Source organism: Paenibacillus mesophilus (assembly GCF_005938385.1).
Lineage (GTDB): Bacteria > Bacillota > Bacilli > Paenibacillales > NBRC-103111 > Paenibacillus_AB > Paenibacillus_AB mesophilus.
This window is the reverse complement of sequence record NZ_VCRA01000001.1, coordinates 247,146-266,102: the sequence shown is the minus strand read 5'-3', so window position 1 is coordinate 266,102 and position 18,957 is coordinate 247,146. Positions and strand designations below refer to the sequence as shown.

The 18,957-nt window shown below is 56.8% G+C and carries 5 protein-coding genes; 3 read left to right on the top strand and 2 right to left on the bottom strand.

What is annotated here, in order from left to right; all coding sequences use genetic code 11:
- The first annotated feature begins 220 nt into the window (after positions 1-220).
- The gene (locus FE783_RS00940) at positions 221-11,806 is read left to right on the top strand and encodes a fibronectin type III domain-containing protein (protein ID WP_138877437.1); all 11,586 of its coding nucleotides are present in this window, start codon (positions 221-223) and stop codon (positions 11,804-11,806) included.
- A 123-nt stretch (positions 11,807-11,929) separates the two neighbouring features.
- On the opposite strand, the gene FE783_RS00935 is transcribed toward FE783_RS00940, so the two are convergent.
- Complete coding sequence (locus FE783_RS00935; RefSeq protein WP_138877436.1) at positions 11,930-13,807, bottom strand: hypothetical protein; 1,878 nt, start codon at positions 13,805-13,807, stop codon at positions 11,930-11,932.
- Between the two features lie 326 nt (positions 13,808-14,133).
- On the opposite strand from FE783_RS00935, the gene FE783_RS00930 reads away from it, so the two are divergent.
- Entirely contained in the window at positions 14,134-16,299 is a 2,166-nt protein-coding gene (locus FE783_RS00930; RefSeq protein WP_138877435.1) for a Sip1-related alpha-galactosidase, read from the top strand.
- A 6-nt stretch (positions 16,300-16,305) separates the two neighbouring features.
- Here FE783_RS00930 and FE783_RS00925 read toward each other — a convergent pair whose 3' ends face one another.
- Positions 16,306-17,202, bottom strand: a complete 897-nt coding sequence (locus tag FE783_RS00925) for an AraC family transcriptional regulator (protein WP_138877434.1) — start codon at positions 17,200-17,202, stop codon at positions 16,306-16,308.
- 202 nt (positions 17,203-17,404) lie between these two features.
- On the opposite strand from FE783_RS00925, the gene FE783_RS00920 reads away from it, so the two are divergent.
- Positions 17,405-18,730, top strand: a complete 1,326-nt coding sequence (locus FE783_RS00920) for an ABC transporter substrate-binding protein (protein ID WP_158301554.1) — start codon at positions 17,405-17,407, stop codon at positions 18,728-18,730.
- The last annotated feature ends 227 nt before the right edge of the window (positions 18,731-18,957 follow it).

The following is an 18,957-nucleotide window of genomic DNA, read 5'->3' as shown; positions in this document are numbered from 1 at the left end:
GATGATGGTGAAATCGTAATCACGGATGTGAAAGAGCCGACGAAGAAATAATTGTTCGTGCATACGTGACTGATTTGTGATACAAATTGTATTGTAATTTCACTAGCCGATACGAAGTGTATTCACGAAATGAAGTTTCGTGCGGGCGCCAAGATTCCGGATTATTAAGAAAGCATCATGGGCGCCAATCGTGTCGCACTTCAACCGGGAGGGACCCTTTATGATTCCGAGTACGTTCAAGCTCAGCAAGTTGAACAAAATGAGCAAAATGATTCACCCGCTATTAATCTTACTTCTTGTGTTCGGCACCGTCGCTCCTGTTCTGCAGGCCACGGCCGCTTTCACCGGCATGGAAGGGCGAAGCGGGCTGCTCGATCAGCTGTTTGACAGCATCCGCTCGGGGAGCGCCGGAGTAAATCCAGCTGCGGCTTCCGGCGGACAGGATGCGTCGCAGCGTTCCATGCCTGTCGCGATGGTGACCCCATCGTCGGGCGGGCCCGGGGCTATGCGATCCGGAGTGGTGAGCGGCTCCGTTTACGGGGCGGTTTACGGCGGCCCTTCGCTGTTGCCTAACGATCCGCTTTATAACCAGCAATGGGCGCTTCAGGTGATCGAGGCCGAAGCTGCATGGGAAACGGTCACCCGGGCAACATATACCACGGCTCCGGTCGTCGTGGCGGTTATCGACTACGGCATCGACACCGGGCATCCCGATTTGGCCGGTAAGCTGTACGCTGCCATCGACTGTACCGGTTCCGGTGAAGTGCCATGCGAGAGCCCAGGAACAGGCGGAGGATCCAGCGATTGGCCGCCGGATACGGGTAACGGTACGCACGCCGCCGGCATCATAGCGGCGGCAGCGAACAACGGAATCGGCATCGCGGGCGCCACCGGCGCGCTGCCTGTCAAGATTTTGCCGATCAATACGGCAGAGGATGAATTCAACGTCGCATCTGCCGCGCGCAAAGCGATCGATTGGAACGGACCGTCCGGTGAACGCGTCGGCGTCATTTACATCGGTTACGGATACCGTTCAAACTACGCTCACGGTTATTTGTGGGAAGTGCTTGCGGCGGCGCAAGAAAGAGGCATTGCCGTTGTAACGGGCGCAGGGGATGACGGTTTGCCCATCCTCAACGGAGAAACAGACTCTTATTTCCCGGCGGCATTTTCGGAAGTCCTTTCCGTCGGCGCTGTCAATCAGGCTTCTGCTCCGCTGGCCGGCTCCAATCCGGGAGCGAACGTTTCTGCGCCCGGTGAGCAAATTGTAAGTACGATGTCCGGCGGCGCGTACGGCTCCAAAAACGGTACGCCCCGCGCTGCCGCGTACGTGGCAGCAGCTGCGGCACTGCTGAAAGTGATGAACCCGACGCTCACGGCGGAAGATGTGCGTCAAGCGATCATCGCGGGAACGGGCGCCTCGTGGAGTATGAACCGGGCACTGCAGTCCGTCGCCACCGATCCGGACGACAAAACCGCTCCGGTATGGACGCCTGGAAGCGCGCTTCATGCCGAGGCTGTCGGCCACGATTTCGTCCGGCTGGCATGGCCCGCCGCAACGGGCGAAACCGGCCTTATCCGTTATGTGCTGCTTCAGGACGGCCGGCAGCTTGACGGTTATGCGCAGTCGCCGATTACAATAAGCGGCTTGACGCCGGCAAAGTCGTATGCTTTTAAGGTTGAGGCGATCGATAGGTCCGGAAACCGCACAACGGATGGTCCGTCCGTGACGGTCAAGACACTGGATCCGATCGTGACCGAGAAGATCAGCGTCGGCAAAGATGGGGGAAGCGCATCCGACAGCAGCCGCTATTCCTCCGTAAGCGAGGACGGGAGATGGGTTGCTTTTGCTTCGGCTGCTTCAAATCTCGTCGATGGAGACGCAGGCGGCAAGGAAGATATTTTCATCCGCGACCGGGCTAGCCGGACTACGAAGCGAATCAGCGTATCGCCGAGCGGCGCGGAGTCAAACGGAAACAGCTATGCTCCGATTATGAGCATGAACGGCAGATTCGTCCTCTTTTCTTCGCAAGCGACGAATTTGCTCGATACGCCGGAAAGCGATGCGGTCGAGGATTTATTCATGTACGACAGTTTGACGGGGAAGATCGAGAAAGTAGCCGAAGACGTCAGCGCCGGCTATATGTACTTGAATGACAGACCGTACGGGATGAGCGAGAACGGCCGATACATCGCCTTCGCTTCTTACGGAGGCAACGGCGTGGCGGAAGACGTCAACAACAACTGGGACGTGTTCGTCAAGGACCGGTGGAGCAATAAGGTAACGCGGATTACGGACCGTGTTTACGGGACGGTCAAATATCCGCAAACGACCCGGATCTCCATAACGCCGAACGGGCGATATATCGCTTTTACTTCGGATGAGACGGATTTGGTTCCGGGCGATACGAACGGCAACAAGGACGTATTCGTATACGATGTAAAAACGGGCTTGACGGATCGGGTAAGCGTGTCGGGAACCGGGGAACAAGGGGATTCAAGCAGCGAAAACGCCGGCATCAGCGCCGATGGCCGTTACGTGGCATTCGCTTCCTATGCGAGAAATTTCGTTCCCGGCGATACGAGCTACAATCTGGACATTTTCGTCCGTGACCGGATTGCCGGAACGACGGAAATCGCAAGCGTCAAAATGTCCGGCGAACCGAGCATGGGGGAAAATGAATCGCCGTCGATCAGCGCGAACGGCAGATGGGTCGTTTTTCATTCCTACGATAATTTGCATCCTGACGCTTACGGCAGAAACGTATATATGTTCGATCGATTGAGCCGGCAAACCGAGCTGTTGAGCGCATCCTCGGCAGGCCAGCCGGGCAGCGGGGACAGCCTGAAAGGCTTCATAAGCCAGAACGGGAAGTACGCGGTCTTTGAATCAGTGGCGACGAATTTGCTGATGGCGCCCGAGCCGGACGACAGCGCCTCCGACATTTATTTCCGGGAATTGCCCGTTAAGGAGCAAACGGACCGGAATCCGCCGGTGTGGCCGTCCGGAGCCGCCCTGTCCGCCCCTCTCGTCGGCGGCAGCTACGCGGCTTTAAGCTGGACGCCCGCACTCGATGAGGCGAGTCCGGCAATATACAAAGTTTATGTGGACGATGCGCTGTTCGACATCGTATCCGAGCCCCGTTATTTGGTGACCGGGCTGGCGCCCCATTCGTCGCACAGCTTCAAGGTCGAGCCGGGCGACGCCGCTTACAACTGGAACGCATCGGCTTTGTCGATAACGGCTACAACGCTGGCAACGGCGGAAACTAAGCCTCCATCGAAACCCGGCGGCATTATGCTTGAGCCGGCGCTTGGGAGCATGAGCGTACGTTGGAGCGATCCGACTGATCTGGATGCAGTCGGCGTTAAAATGCAGTGGAGAAAGAAAGGTGCGGCCGATTTCAAGGAAACGCCGTTTATAGCTGCGGGAGTGCAGAGATGGAACGTAAGCGGATTGACTAACGGAACCGACTATGAAGTACGTATTATCGGGATCGATGCCGACGGCAACAGCTCCGTGTCCGATACGGCAGCCGTCAGACTGCCGGCCGGGCAGCGCATAGCGAGAGTCAGCGTATCCGGCGGCGGGGTGCAGAGCGGCGCGGAAAGCACTCGATCGGATATTAGCGATGACGGCCGGTATATCGTATTCGATTCCGACGCCGGCAATATCGCCGGGCAGGACTTGAACGGCAAAACGGACGTGTTCTTGTATGACCGTCTAAACGATCAAGTTCAACTCCTAAGCCGGAACGCCAGCGGCGCTTCGGGCAACAATCTCAGCTTTGAGCCCAAAATAAGCGGGAACGGGCGGTACATCGTGTTTACGTCTTATGCCAGCGACTTAGTCGCGGATGATGCCAACGGATTCGAGGTCGACGTATTTTTGTTTGACCGGGAAACGGGCGAGTTGACGAAAATCAGCCGACCGGTCGAGGGCGGCTCCGATGACGATGAAAGCTACAGGCCGTCGATCAGCGACGACGGATCCCGAATTGCCTTCGTCTCCTATGCGAAGCTTGTTCCGGGCGCACCGGACCATAGGAACGTCTACTTGTACGAAAGGGAAACAAAATCGCTGTCGCTTCTTCAGCTTGTGGACGGAACGGTTCCGAACGACGATGTCGGCGCGCCTGCGTTAAGCGGCAACGGGCTATATGTCGCTTTCGATACCGAGGCTGGCAATCTGGATCGGACCGATACGGATCGTATGCTCGACGTGTATTTGTATCACATTCCGAGCAAAACGGTTATGCTCCTCTCGGCATTTCCGGGTGATGGGAACCTATCGCGCGATCCTGCCATAAGTGCGGACAGCCGATACGTCGCATTCATTTACGAAAATTATTCGGCAGGCGAGAACGCCGTCGTTTACGTGTATGACCGGGAGCTGAATGAGGTTATGCTGGCGAGCCGTTCCTTGTCCGGCAAGGCCCCTAACGATTACAGCGAATCGCCGGCCATAAGCGGGGATGGCCGCTATGTAGCATACGCGACGAGAGCCGGAGACATCCATCCCGAGGACCGGAACGGCGTGACAGACGTGTATGTATTCGATCGGCAGACGGGCGAGACGAAACCGGCGAGTCTTACTTATTCGAGCGGATGGGGGAACGGAAGCTCCAGGATGCCTGCGATCAGCGGAGACGGAGCGTATGTCGTGTTTCAATCCGAAGCGAGCAATTTGGTTACCGGTGATACGAATCATACGGCCGACGTGTTCGTGACGCTAACCCAAACAGCTCTCGCGGAGGATACGACTCCTCCATTATTCCCGGAAGAGAGCGCTGTAACGGTTAAGGAAACCGGGGCCGATAATATTACGCTTGCTTGGACGGCGGCTCAGGACGATCGTTCCGTAGCCGGATACCGGATCTATTACGGCGACCAGCCTTACGTATCGTTCCCGGGAACGGGCACGACAGGAACCGTATGGGGGCTGAAGCCCGGAACGGAATATTCCTTTACCGTGAAAGCGGTAGACGGCGCCGGCAACGAAAGCGTCGGCGGCATTAAGGCGGTTGCAACGACGAAAACCGTAATCGACGTCCGGTTGACGGATATTCGCACCGCGATCGATTCGGGCAAACACGGCCATGCTGCCGTCGGAGGGAAACTGGCCATTGAGGCGGAAGGAAGTCCGGGCGGCGAGGCGACCGCTCGCATCGATTATGTAAGAGCGGACGATACGTCCGGCAGCGCTACGGTCCGGTTGACGCCATCCGGTGCTGCGAGTCCGATCTATGCCGGCGAATTTATCGTTCCGGAAGGCGTTAAGCTCATTCGGAACACGTACGTAAGCTTAAATGTGAGCGGCGCAGCCGCCAATATGGAAAAGGCGGCGGACGTTCGAATCGGCGCATCGTTTAAGCTGCGAATTCAGTCGGAGGCGGGCAATCAAGGCGCCATGTTGACCGTGGCGGACAAGAGGCAAAACGTTTCGGAACAGTTGACGCTGTCTGGCAGCGGCTTGTATACGCTCAGCGGTCTTCCTGCTGGAGATTACGAGGTTGCGATCCGATTGAACGGCAAGGAGCTTCAGCGGGAGGCAGATCGGTCCTACAAGCTGCGCCAAGGGGTAACGTCGGAAGCGACGGTGCCTTTGAAAGTATCTCTATCCGGCGGTTATATGTCCGGGGGACGTGCGGAGCTGAAATGGACGATTCCTGCGGACGAAACCGATGTTGCGGGCTTCGTTGTACTCCGGCAAGCGGGGATTGCCGCACCGGTTGAAGCGGGAATCATCCATAATCCGTCTGCGGCATCGTTTACGGATAGCGGACTTGCGAACGATACGACGTACTTGTACTATGTGCTCAAACTGACGGCATCCGGCTCCAAAGTCCCATTCTCAAACGAAATTAGGGTTACGACGGCAAGCCTGTCTATCGCGGACCCAACCTGGACTTTGGATACGATCAAGGCCAGCGGAACGAAGTTTGCCGTGTCGGGCAGCACTTTGCACGTTCAATTTAGCAGTGAAGCGAATCGCGCCGCCAAAATGACCGTGGAGTACCAATCGTGGTTCGAAGACGCCGAGAAGCTGCTGGATGAGCCTGTTTGGCGGACCGAAGCGGTAACGATGGAGCCGAATCCGGATGTCCCTAACGGCTACAAGGGCTCCTTCCAGCTGAAGGAAGGCATCTCGTTCATTCGCAAAGTGACGCTTAGCGTAGCGGATGCATCCGGCCGGACGGCGGAAAGAACCGTCGACGAGCTGACCATGCCGGTTTCCGGCTTGCTTAAGCTAAAGGTTCATCCGATTCATGACGATTTCGGGACCGGCTCGGGTTATATGACCGTGTACGGAAAATCGTACGCGACAGCCCGCAATGTGAATAACGCCGGCGAGGATGTCACGATTCCGCTTCCTGCAGGAACGAACTATTCACTTGGGGTAATCGGAAGCACAACGAGCGTAGTATGGAGCAAGACCGGTATTGCGATCAAGAACGGGCTTCAAGCCGAAACGGTTCTTGAGCCGTTCGCCCGATTGTCCATCAAACTGCTGGACCGCAGCGGCCAGCCGCTCCAGAGCGTTAAATATACGCTGCGCGGAAAACGCGGAGAATTCGACCGCGGAACGACGGGGCCGGATGGAATCATTACGACATCCAAAGCCATGTTCGTAGGCGAAACGGTAACGTACACGACCGATATGATCGATCAGCCGGCATACATGCCTGTTACCGAATCGGTTTTGCTGGAGAAAGAAATCAATGAAGCATCCGTTTCTCCGAAAGTAAAGCCGAGCGGAACGCTGCAAGGGAGCGTGCTCGATCCGGAAGGCAAGCCGACATTGGATGCAATCGTCCATATTTACAGCGAGTCGTTCCGCAGTGTTGTTGCCGTGGATGGGGCCGGCAAATACTCGGTCAGCGTTCCAGCGGGCTCCGTAACACTCGAAGCGGTCGGCAAGAAAAATGCAAACATCCGGTCGAAGCCTGTCCGTCTGGACATCGCCGAAGGCAAAACGTTGGAGCAGGATGCGAAACTGCTGGACATGGACGCCAAAGTAGCGATCAATCTGTACACGAGACTACCCGGCGGTAATTGGCAAGGGCCGATCGACATCGATCGTGTCGTCGCGATTCATTTCCGTCTCGTAACGTCCCACTCGATTATGGAGTATGGCAATCCGGCACGGATGAGGGCTCAAGAAGGCGATGTCGTTAAAGTATGTGTGGACGGTATCGAAGCCGGACTGCCGAAAGGCTGCGGCGAAGCGACGATCGATGAAAGCAAAAAAGGAACGATCAACGTGTACCTGGAAAGCTCCGGCGCAGCCGTTACCGGCTCGATCGCGGCACCGGAACAACTGCCGAAACAAACGACCTACCGCGCAGAACTATACCGAATCGGGGAGAACGGACTTTCGAGCTATGTACGGACGATGTGGCTGCCAGTCGATAAGTTCCGTATCGATGTAACGAACCCCGGCAACTACAAATTGTACGTAAGCGACAATCCGTACCGTCCTGCGGTTGCCCAAACCGTACCCTTTCAAATTGGGGCGGGCGAAGAAAAATCGCTCGGCGCCATCCAGCTCCAGAGCGCGGGCAAATTCCGCGGTCGGGACGGATCGGGCATTCAAATCATGTCCGCAGCCGCGACGCCGGGAAGCCTTGTTCAAGCTCGCGTAACGTATGCGAATAAGGGCGAGCCTCGAGGACCGGCCGATCAGGCAAAATTGCTTATCGAGCTGCCGGAAGGAACTAGCATTATTGCCGGTAGCGTAGCCGTGAACGGTCAAACGGGTACGGTTTCCATGCAAGGTAACGTGGCGGAAATCGGGCTTGGCACGATTGTCGACTATGCATCCGGCAGCGTGCAATTCCAGCTGTCGCTGGATAACGTGGTTTCCGATACGAATTTGGGATTGTCCGCGATGATTCGGTATATGAGCGGAGGCGCTGAGCGAGAAGAATTGCTCGGAGCCGCCCAGGTGGAGATGGTTGCCGTTTCGATCGAAGCGCCGCCCACCGTTACGTCTCTGCAATTCAAGGCGAGCGGAAGAGCTCCGGCCGGCAAGCCGGTAACGGTGTTCGACGGAAATACGCCGCTTGGTCAAGCGATCGCATCGTCCACCGGTCTTTGGGTGATGTCCGTTCAATTGGAGGAATCCGAAACGTCCGTGCATCGATTGCGGGCGGAAACGAGCCTGAACGGGCGGCAAGTAACGAGTGGCGAGGCTATCGTGAAGGTCGATCCGGATGCCGCGCTTCTCGAGGAAATGTCCATGATGCAGGCGAACGGACGCAAAATAACGTTCCGCCCGTCCGAAGGGCAAGCCAAGTTTCCGTACGTGGTCGTGCCGAACGTTCCGTTTTTGTTCGAGATGACGTTCAGTCAGCCGGAGCGGATTAGCGACGTTGCCGTGCAGATGGGGAATAACATCGCAAATGCCGTGCTTGTGGACGGCGTATTCAAGGCGACGATCGCGACTACGAATGATCTGGGCCCGGTATGGGTCTCGTATCGCGCCAAGCCGAAGTGGAACCCGGCAACCGCCGAGAAGAAGCCGACGGAGGAGCAGTTCCGCAGCCGCCTGCCGTCCAGCTTGCAAAATTATGTGATCGATTCGGTTACCGTTTCGGACGCCGCGTTCGATGCGGTGCTGAACGGTACGGCGACTTCGGCCCGAACCGCCGAGGTTCAAGCGCGCGCCTCCGAAGATATGAACGCGAGGGCGCAAGTAACGGCGGAAAGGGTTCTGGATTACGAGCCGACGCCGGAGGAACAGCAATATGCAGTCAATAGAGGACTTCCGGTGTATGGATCGTCGGTCGGCTATTCGAAGAAAGGCAATTCGTTAAATATCAGCTTCAGCATCAACATCCCGGCAGAAGCGCTTCGCGAAGGCGGCGGCTTTGCGGCCGGATTGCGAATGATGGAGCAGTCGCTCGGCGGCAGCGGAAACGGCGAAGATTTTAGCAGGCTCGTGACGCTATCCACGAAATCGGAAATGATCAAAATCGCGTTGAATTTGACCCTTGACGCCTTACTGGAAAATGTGCCCGACATTATGTCGCTCATCGACAAGCTCAAAAGCGCAAAGGACATTGCCGGAGCGTCGGGGCTGTTCAAAAAGGCGGAAGAGCTGCTGATCCGCGCGCAAAACTTGTGCGATCCGAGAGCGGCGCAATATTATGTAGATTGGGCGGAAGATATCGGCTTAACGATCATGATTAACGAGAGCATCAAGTGGGCGCTTCAGCTTGTCGGCGTCGCACTCGGTCCCGAGACGCTCGGCCTGGGCACGGCTTTTGCGTTCTGGCTGAGCGGGCTGCTCGCGGAGAACGTGCTCGATTCCATGGTGGAGGACGAACTCGGCAAACTGGAAAAAGCGCTGGACCAGTTTAAGTGTAAGCTGAAGCCGTATCCGGAGAAAAAGCCGCAGGCGGATCCGAAAATCATTTGGGACCCGAGCGGATATGTGTATGAGGGAATTCCCGCGAATCGCGTACAGGACGTGAAGGCTACTGCTCTGGAGCAGGATCCGGTATCGAAGCATTGGAGCGTCTGGGATGCCGAATGGTATGGGCAAAAAAATCCCCAGTATACGAATGGCGATGGCCGTTACGGTTGGGATGTGCCGCAGGGAAGATGGCAGGTCATGTATGAGAAGGAAGGATACGAGACGGCATACAGCGATGAGCTGGAAGTACCGCCGCCGCATTTTGACGTGAATATTCCGCTCGTATCTTATGCGCCGCCTGAGGTTACTTTTGTAGTAGCCCAGCCGAAGGGTGCAGCGGTCGATCTTTATTTCTCGAAGCCCGTATCGGCGGACCTTCTGACTGCCGATATGGTCGCAGTCGTCCCGAGCGGGGGCGCCGGATCCGTTACCGGCAGCGTATATGGAATCGATATCGTATCCGCAGGGGACCGCCAATTGGCGAAAGGCATCAGGTTCACACCGGATACGGCGCTGAACGTTGGCGGGACATATGAAGTGACGGCTAGCCGTGCGATTGTAAGCTACGCGGGAGTACCGCTGCAAGCCGAGACTCGCCGTACCATTACGGTGACGGCGGACGACAAGGCAGCGCCGTCCGAGGTAACCCGAATCGTCGACAGCTTTACCGACAATTCGGCGACGATCGTTTGGACCGATCCGGGTGACCCCGATTTCCTCACGGTTCGCACGTATTGGAAGAGGGCTTCCGAACCGGCTTACACGAATCATGCCGATGCGGCGAAAGGAACCCAATGGACATGGATCGGCGGGTTGAACGCAAATAGTGATTACAGGTTCCGTATCACCACTATTGACAAAGTTGGGAACGAATCCGCGGGGGTCGAATGGACTCGCGCAATCGCGACCCGGGAGGCGGTCGATATTTCTCCGCCGCTTCCTGCGCTAGACCTTAGAGCGACTAACACGGAGAAAGATCGTATCGGGGTGGTTTGGACCGATCCGTCCGCTCCGGATTTGGCAAAGGTGAAGCTGAGCTGGAAGCCTGCAAGCGGCGACGCAGCAGCCAAAACCGTACAGCTTGATCCCGGTGTAGGGAAGTATACGATTACGGAATTGGCGCCTAATACGGTTTACGACATTATGCTGTCGTCAACGGATCATAGCGGCAACGAATCTGTGCCCGTGACGATTTCGGCTCAGACGAAAACAGCCGGGCAGGGCGGCGACGGAGGCGGCAACGGAGGCGGCAACGGAGGCAGCAACGGAGGCAGCAACGGAGGCAGCAACGGAGGCAGCAACGGAGGCAGCAACGGAGGCGGCAACGGAGGCGGCAACGGAGGCGGCAACGGAGGCGGCAACGGAGGCGCCGACGAAGGCGGCAATGGAGGCGGCGGTAAAGACCGGATCGAGTGGAGTATTAGTGAGAAAGGCGGAACGTTTACCGCCTACGATAGAATGCTGGAGCTTGTAGTGGAGGAAGGCGACTTGTCTGCAGCAGGCAAAATGACCGTTACGAAGAACGACGGTACTGCGCAGGCGCCGGCATCCGAATATAGGCTCAAATCCCCGATCTTTACGTTGGTTTTCGGTACGTTGACGATTAACAAGCCGCTCGAGCTGTTTATCGACTATGATGCGGAATTGACGAAAGGCTTGAATGTCGGACGTCTCGGCATTTATAAGCGGGATACGAGTGTGCCTGCGGGCTGGAAATACGTCGGAGGTGTCGTTCAGCAGAAGGACCACCGGGTGCGTGCACGCATCAAACAATCCGGACAATATGCCGTTATGATGTACGATCACGAATTTGCCGATTTGCAAGGACATTGGAGCCGGCCGGATACGGAAGTGCTTGTCAGCAGGCATATCGTAAGCGGAACGGCAGCATATCGATTCGAACCGGATCGCGCCATTACGCGCGCGGAAATGACGAAGCTGCTTGTCGAGGCTTTGGTCGGCGCAGGTTCGCTCAAGCTGGATACAGCGGGTGCAGCGTCGTTCCGCGATGTACAATCGGAAGTGTGGTACTATGGCTATGTGGAAGCCGCTTCTAAGGCGGGTATCGTAGAGGGAGCAGACGGACTGTTCCGCCCGAACGACCACGTAACCCGAGAGGAAATCGCCCTGCTCATCGGCCGGGCAGCGAAACAGCTCGGTGGAGCTGCTGCCAGTCGCGAATCGGACGATGCGGTACTGGCCAAATTCGAAGATTCGGATCGCATATCGGATTGGGCACGTGCCGGCCTGTCATGGGCCGTAAACGAAGGGTTCATTCAAGGAATGACGGAGCATACGATTCAGCCGCAAGAGCAAGCGTCCCGTGCTCAAGCTGCCGTCCTGCTGCTTCGATTATTGAACCGTTATCACTATATTACCGAATAGTACAGATGCGCCGTCCTTTGCAAAAGGGCGGCGTTTTTCCATTCGTTTTCCTGCGAGAGATTTTGTGTCCGAATACGAGCAGCAATGGCAAAGCCGCTTCCTTCCGGAAGCGGCTTCGCTGTTTCAATTATGAACGACGACGGTTATAAAATGAACTCCGAGATCGTCGTAGGCGGCAATTTTCACGACGCCGTTTCGGTTCCCCGTCAACACCCCTTGCGAATCGATCGAAGCGATCCCGGAGTCGAAGGAGATCCAGCGGATCGCCGGGCTCGTTCCGACGACATCCGCTGCCGCTTTCTTCAAATCGACCGCGGCTACCCGTTCGGCTTGCAAACGCAGCAATGTGCCGTTTCCCTGCCTCATCGGGTCTTCCGCTTCGGTCAGGATGGCCCCGATCGATTGCAAAATGCCTTGCATACGTGCGGAGCGTTGATTCAATCCATTGATATGGTCTTGTACAGCCGGTTGATTGGATGCCGGCAATGCGGCGATCACGCTTTGAACGTTCTCGCGTATATCGCGGACCTTCTGCAACTCGGACCGCAGACCGGCGAGCGCTTGCTCGCGTTCCTTCGGGTTGGCGATCGACAACTCCGCCTGCCGCAACGTCTGTTCGAATGCTCCGGCTGATTGCTCCGCCGCCGACATTTTCCCGGCCGCCGCAATGACCGCCTGAATGGCCGCAAGCCTTTGCAGCAGCGCCGTTTTCTCCGCACTATCCGCCATGGCGTTGACTACGGTCCGGGCTTGATCCACATGCGATTGAAGGGCTGTCGTCTCGGCTTGAACGACGGCAATCTCGTTCGGAACCGCATCGGGGCTTCCCGCAGCGAAAAATAATCCTAACGGAAGCGAAGCCGACGGCATGACCATCGTTCTTAACCGATACGCTCCGGTCGTTGCGACAGGCACAACTGTGTTCGTACTGAAGTGATAGTTGAGCACCGGCGCCCCGTTTACTTGATAATTGACGAACCCGGGATTCGATCCGTTGCTTCCGTACAACGTATGGACGACCGGATAACGGGTCTCGTTCGTAATGCTTACATCGATGTTATAGTCCGTATACCAGTAAGCAAGCCGCAGCTTGTTCACCGTCGGGGTAATAAAGCGTACTTCGCGCTGTTCCACCGCGTTACCGAGCACGTCCCACCGCGTCATCAGCTTCTCTTGCTCACCGGCATAGCCCAGATCGGAGATCCTCAGTCCTGTAAACGGGTTGGCGTCCGTCAGCGTCAGGTTGACCGCCCCGACTCTTCCCCAGTGCGCCAATAATCCGCGGTAGTCGTCGGACCGGTCGGCGGTCGCATTCGTACGGGCGATCGTAGCTGTCGTGGCATAAGGAGTAGGGTCGATAACCGAGTCCGTAGTGACCACGTGCGACACCAACACGTTCGCATTCGCACCGTCGTCCTCCGCAACGGCGTTAAATTCGGCAAAATAAACCATCGATTCCCCGATGCTCACATGATCCGCATCCGATATAGCGAAATAGTAAGATCCGCCTGCCGGAATCGTCGCGAGCAGTGTCGGACTCGGCGAAGCGTTCATAAACCGCTTCGTCACATTGCTCGCTGCGGCCGTTACGCTGGCATCGTCGTAAGCTTCTATTGTTTTGTAGAATCGGATCGGCTTGCCGGACACGTTTGCCACGTGCAGCCAAAACTTCAGCTTATGCGTCGTTTTGTTGTAGTGCGATGCCCAGAAGCGGAACGGTCCCGTTACCGTGTCCCTGTACAGGGTGGCGTTGTATTGTCCGGTAATTTCGCTGCCGTCCGGACGCTTCGCGCCGTTCTCGTTAATCGTTTCCGGCGCGTTGGAGACGAGGACCTGCCCGCCTGTAGGCGTAAAGTTGACGTAAGGAGTATCGTACGGCAAATAACGTTTCGGAAAATTGATTGGGATTTCCTGCCCCGGCGTATACGCGAATGAGGCAGCGGGAGTCAAGGCCAGCGCCAGCGCCGATACGAGTATCACTTTCATCCATGAACGGACCATACCTATACCCTCCTAAATCGATCGAGTTTTCGAATATTTCCGCTCAACCCTCCTTTCATCGTTGTTCCAGGGTGCTCCGCGTGAATGTTACCTGCATTATAGCCGCTCTCGTATCCGGCCGACAGGGGACGCTTATTGCTACAGTCGGTACTCTTGTGACTATTTGGGCATAAGTCGGACGCCATGAGCAAAATCGTTCCATCCGATCGAAATTTCGTGCTATTGTCGGCCTCCGCCGCAACGAATATGGTTAATTTGTCAACGATGGGCAGCATTCGTCTGGAACGCCGCGCTTCGATTATTGCATAAGGGAGATTATACAAGCCATGTTCGTATTCGAACGAGAAACATCATCGATCGCATTCGCCGGCGAGCCCGCCGTCGTTCTGCACGGACTCGGCGTCCGGGCGTTCGTCGCGGGCGAAGGGGAAATTGAATTGCCTTTGAAATCCGCGAACCCGGCAGAACCGGGAGCAATTACCGATGCTCAAACGGAGGAGTACAGGCTCCTGTTCGAGGATTTGCAAGGGAGAATCCGGGCGGAGCTGCATTTGTCGGCGCAAGGGCCGTTCATGACGGTGCGCGTGGAGGCCGCCATCCGCAACGATACGGCCTACCATGCCCAGCGCACGTTCGCGGCCGAAGGCGGCATCCGCATCGTGTTCCGGCAGTTGGCCGGGCTGCAAGGATTGCTGGCCGCCTCCCGGCATAAGGAATGGTGGACGCGTCCGCATTTCGATACCGATCTGCGTCTCCTCCCGCCTCGGACCCAATCGCTGCTGTGGAAGACGGATGAAGGATACGGCTATATGCTCCCCGTGTGCGACGAGCTGTACCGGACCGATCTGACCGGATGCGAGGACGGGCTGGCCGTGCAAATATCCGCCTGCGAGAGCGGCCATGAATCGATCCGTACCGTTTCCTTCGTTCTCGGCGCAGGGACAGATCCGTACCGTCTTGCGGCCGATGCCGCTGCCGTAGGGTTTGCCTGGCGGGATGCCGGCGGGGCTCCGAAGGAAGGCAAGAAGTACCCCGAAATTTTGGAGTATTTGGGCTGGTGCAGTTGGGATGCTTTCTATGCCGATGTGGACGAGAAAGGGCTGGAGGAGAAGGCTGCGGAGCTCGGCAGACTGGGGCTGCCTGTTCGCTGGTTCATGATCGACGACGGCTGGTCGGAAGTCAAGGATCGCATGCTGGCCTCATTCGGCGCGAACAAGGAGAAGTTTCCCGGAGGGCTTGGCCGAACCGTACGCCGCTTGAAGGAGGACCACGGAATACGCTGGGTAGGCGCATGGCACAATATAGCCGGTTATTGGGGAGGAATCGATCCGTCCGGGGAGGCGTTCGCCGAGGCGAGGGACTACGTGCATCTCACGCGCAGCGGAAGATGGATTCCGAGTCCGGAGCTGGCGCGTAATTTCGGATTCTGGCAGCTATGGCACTCCCGTTTGCGGCGGCAGGGCGTCGATTTCGTCAAAGTAGACAACCAAAGCTCGCTGTATGCGTATATAGGCGGCGAACAGTCGATCGCCAAAACCGCCAATTCCGTTCACACCGGCTTGGAGGCGTCGGTCTCGCTTCATTTCGGGGGCTGCATGATCAACTGCATGGGCATGGCGTCGGAGAACGTTTGGCACCGCCCGATCACGTCGGTATCCAGGAGCAGCAACGATTTTTTGCCGAAAATCGCCGACGGGTTCGGGGAACACGCGCTGCAAAACGCCTATAATTCGGTATACCACGGACCGTTCTATTGGGGCGATTGGGACATGTTCTGGACCGGACATCACGATGCCGTTCCGCATATGACACTCCGCGCCGTCAGCGGGGGGCCGGTCTATTTCAGCGACGTACCGGGTCGAACGAATGCTGACATTATCCGGCCGCTCGTATACGGGGACGGCAAAATCATCCGCTGCGAACGGGTCGGCCAGCCTACGAAGGAATGGCTGACGGTCAATCCGCTGCTTACGCCCGGTGCATTCAAAGTATGGAATACGGCGGGCGGGGCGGGCGTAGTAGCCGCCTTTCACGTGTATGACGGCGATCGGACAGTTGAAGGGGAAGTAGGCCCGGGAGATATTCCCGGACTGGCCGGGACGGAGTTTATCGTATACGACTCGTTCCGCGGAACGGCGAACCGCTTGCGGCGGGGAGAAACGGTACCGGTCCGTCTAGAGCGGCTCGAAGCCGCACTGTACTTGATCATCCCGGCAGCCGCAGGTCCGTTTACCGCAATCGGACTGACCGACAAGCTGGTCGCTGCCGATGCCGTATTGGAAACTGCATGGGAAGGCGATGCCGTGCAGGTGAGGCTGAAGGACGGCGGTACGTTCTCGTTCGTCTCGGAGAGGAAGCCGCTCGGGGCTTTCGTCGACGGCAAGCCGACCGATGTGGAGACGGCGGACGAAGAGACGGGCTTGTACCGGGTGTTCTGTCCGGCGGGAACTGAACCGTCCCGCCGGGAAACGGTGATCCGCATCGAGCTGTAACAACGTTCATTTCTCGATGCGCAGCGAATGCGTCGACTCCGTGCTGCAGCTTTGGCGGTATTCGTTCGGCGTCATGCCGACGAGCAGCTTGAATACGCGGATGAAATAGTTGCTGTTGTCGAAGCCGGTTTCGCGGGCGACGGTCTCGACTGTTTTGCTCGACTGGCTGAGCAGCGCGGACGCTTTCTCGATGCGGATTTTGCGCAAATATTGCATCGGCTGCAGACCGGTTTTCGCATGGAACGTGCGGCAGAAGTGGTACCTGGATATGCCGGCGCAGGCGGCCAGCTCCTCGAGCGTAAGCGGGAGGGCGTATTGGGACTGCATCAATTGGATCGAGCGGCGGATCGGCTCGGGCGTATCGTGGAGATGGACGACGGTGCTGCCTTCGGCGATCCGCTGCAGTTCCATGACGAACCGGTACAGCTCGGCGGAGATGGCGTATTTGTCGAACTGCTTATTGTTGTAGATGTCCGCATACAGCTTGCTGATGCAGCGCAGCGGCTCGGGCTGGTCCTGGAACGAAATGACGGGGCCGAACCATTGAATGAGCGAGTTCCAATGACGGATCGCATCTTCGCCTTGAACCGCGATGAACATAAACTCCCAATGCCCGTCGTTTTCATCGAAATAATAGACGTGGTCCCCCGGCACCGTACAGAGGAAGCCGCAATGCTTCGGGACGACGTATTCCCGGTTCCGGTAACGGATAACCCCTTGGCCGGACAGCGTGAATTGGAAGACGGCGCCGTCTTCCGCCTGCCGCTTCAAGCCGTCCCACCGGTAGGAGGAGCTGTTGACGTACTCCCATCCGATAGCAATGAGGCGAAGGCTGTCGGCCATCGGCGTCAAATAGCGGGTGTAGAACGACTGGCGCTCCAGCTCGGCGTGTGGATATAGCAAAATAATGCACCCTTTTCAAAATTTCATTCTATTGTTAACACCCATTGTACCGTATATTCTAAATATATCAATACGGCATTCGCCGATTGAAACCGTTTCCCTTCTATGCAAGAAGCAGCAGTTTTCGTCGGCAAAATAGTATCATTTGTTCAAGCCGAAAGCGCCATACAAATCGGGGGTAAACAAGAAAGGTTGGATGACTATGTTGAAAAAAAGCGCAATATTGCTGCTGTCCGGATCGCTGATTATGGTTGCGGCCTGCTCGAACGGCAGCGGACAAAAAGAGCCGGACAAGGCGGCTAAGCCCGAAGAGAAGGAGGCGGTCGTGAAAAAAGAGCCGGTCGAGCTCGTCTTCTACGATGGGGTGTCCGATTATACGGAGGAGCGGTTCATGAGAGAGATCGGCGAGCCGATCAAGAAGAAATTTCCGCACGTGACACCGAAATTCTCGCCGTTCACGAAGCTGACCCAAGTGCAGGATTTAATAACTGCCGGCCAGCCGCCCGATATCATTTTTGCTTCGAGCGGGCTGTTCAACGACGTTGTCAACAAGTACAGCATGCAAACCGACATTATGCCGCTCATCCAGAAGTACAAGTACGATTTGACCAAAATCGATCCGGTATCCGTCGACATGATGAAGGAAATATCGAAGGGCGGCATGTACGCGCTTCCGACCTTGATGTCGCCGTCCCCGATCTATTACAACAAAGACATATTCGACAAGTTCGGCGTTCCTTATCCGAAGGACAACATGACGTGGGACGATTTGTACGAGCTGTCCAAGAAGGTGACCCGCAAAGACGGCTCCGTTCAATATTACGGCTTCATGGTATCGTTCCAGCATCTGATGGTGCGCAACCAGTTCTCGTTAAATTTGGTCGATCCTGCTACGGAGACGACTTCGTTCGCAGACGCGAAATGGAACAAAATGACGGCCAACATCAGCCGTTTCTACGAACTGGACGGCGTGGAGCCGAATCAGCAGAAGCTGGGAGCGGCGCAGCAGCGGGTCATGTTCACGAAAGAGAAGACGCTTGCGATGTGGATGCCCGTAAGCACGCTGCTGACGGGACAGGAGCTGGAGGGAATGAACTGGGACATGGCCGCGTTCCCCGAATTCAAGGAGCTTCCGGGCGTCGGACCGCAGCCGTACCCGATCTCGTTCTACATGACGACCACGAACAAGCATAAGGATCAGACGTTCGAGGTGATCGCCTTCTTGGCTTCGGAGGAGTACCAGCTGCCGATGGTGAAGCAGGGACAGTTTCCGACCGCGCTTACGAGTCCCGTTCTGCGGACGGCGTTCGGCCAGGACACCGCGATGTATAAAGGGAAAAACGTAAAAGCGATGCTGCCGGCCAAATATGCGAAGGCATCGGCGTTTACGAAATTCAACAATCTGGCGCGCAACCAGCTGCAAGCGGCTCTTGAAGCGAACGTCCTGCAAAAGAAAGATATCAATACGGCTCTGAGGGAAGCGGAAGAAAGAACGAATGCCGCCATCAAATCGGAGAAGGCGAAGTGATCGAAGGGGCTACCGGCGCAGCGCCCGGCGGCCTTCCCATATCGAAGCGCAGCAGTGCGAGAGGAGCATGTCCGTTGTCTGTCAAACCCGTCAAACATATTGCCGCCATCAAATCGGAGAAGGCGAAGTGATCGAAGGGGCTACCGGCGCAGCGCCCGGCGGCCTTCCCATATCGAAGCGCAGCAGTGCGAGAGGAGCATGTCCGTTGTCTGTCAAACCCGTCAAAC

Bases quoted from the DNA above. Each gene is read 5' to 3' on its own strand.
- FE783_RS00935 (WP_138877436.1), bottom strand. From the start codon at position 13,807: ATGGTCCGTTCATGGATGAAAGTGATACTCGTATCGGCGCTGGCGCTG.
- FE783_RS00920 (WP_158301554.1), top strand. From the start codon at position 17,405: ATGTTGAAAAAAAGCGCAATATTGCTGCTGTCCGGATCGCTGATTATG.
- FE783_RS00930 (WP_138877435.1), top strand. From the start codon at position 14,134: ATGTTCGTATTCGAACGAGAAACATCATCGATCGCATTCGCCGGCGAG.
- FE783_RS00940 (WP_138877437.1), top strand. From the start codon at position 221: ATGATTCCGAGTACGTTCAAGCTCAGCAAGTTGAACAAAATGAGCAAA.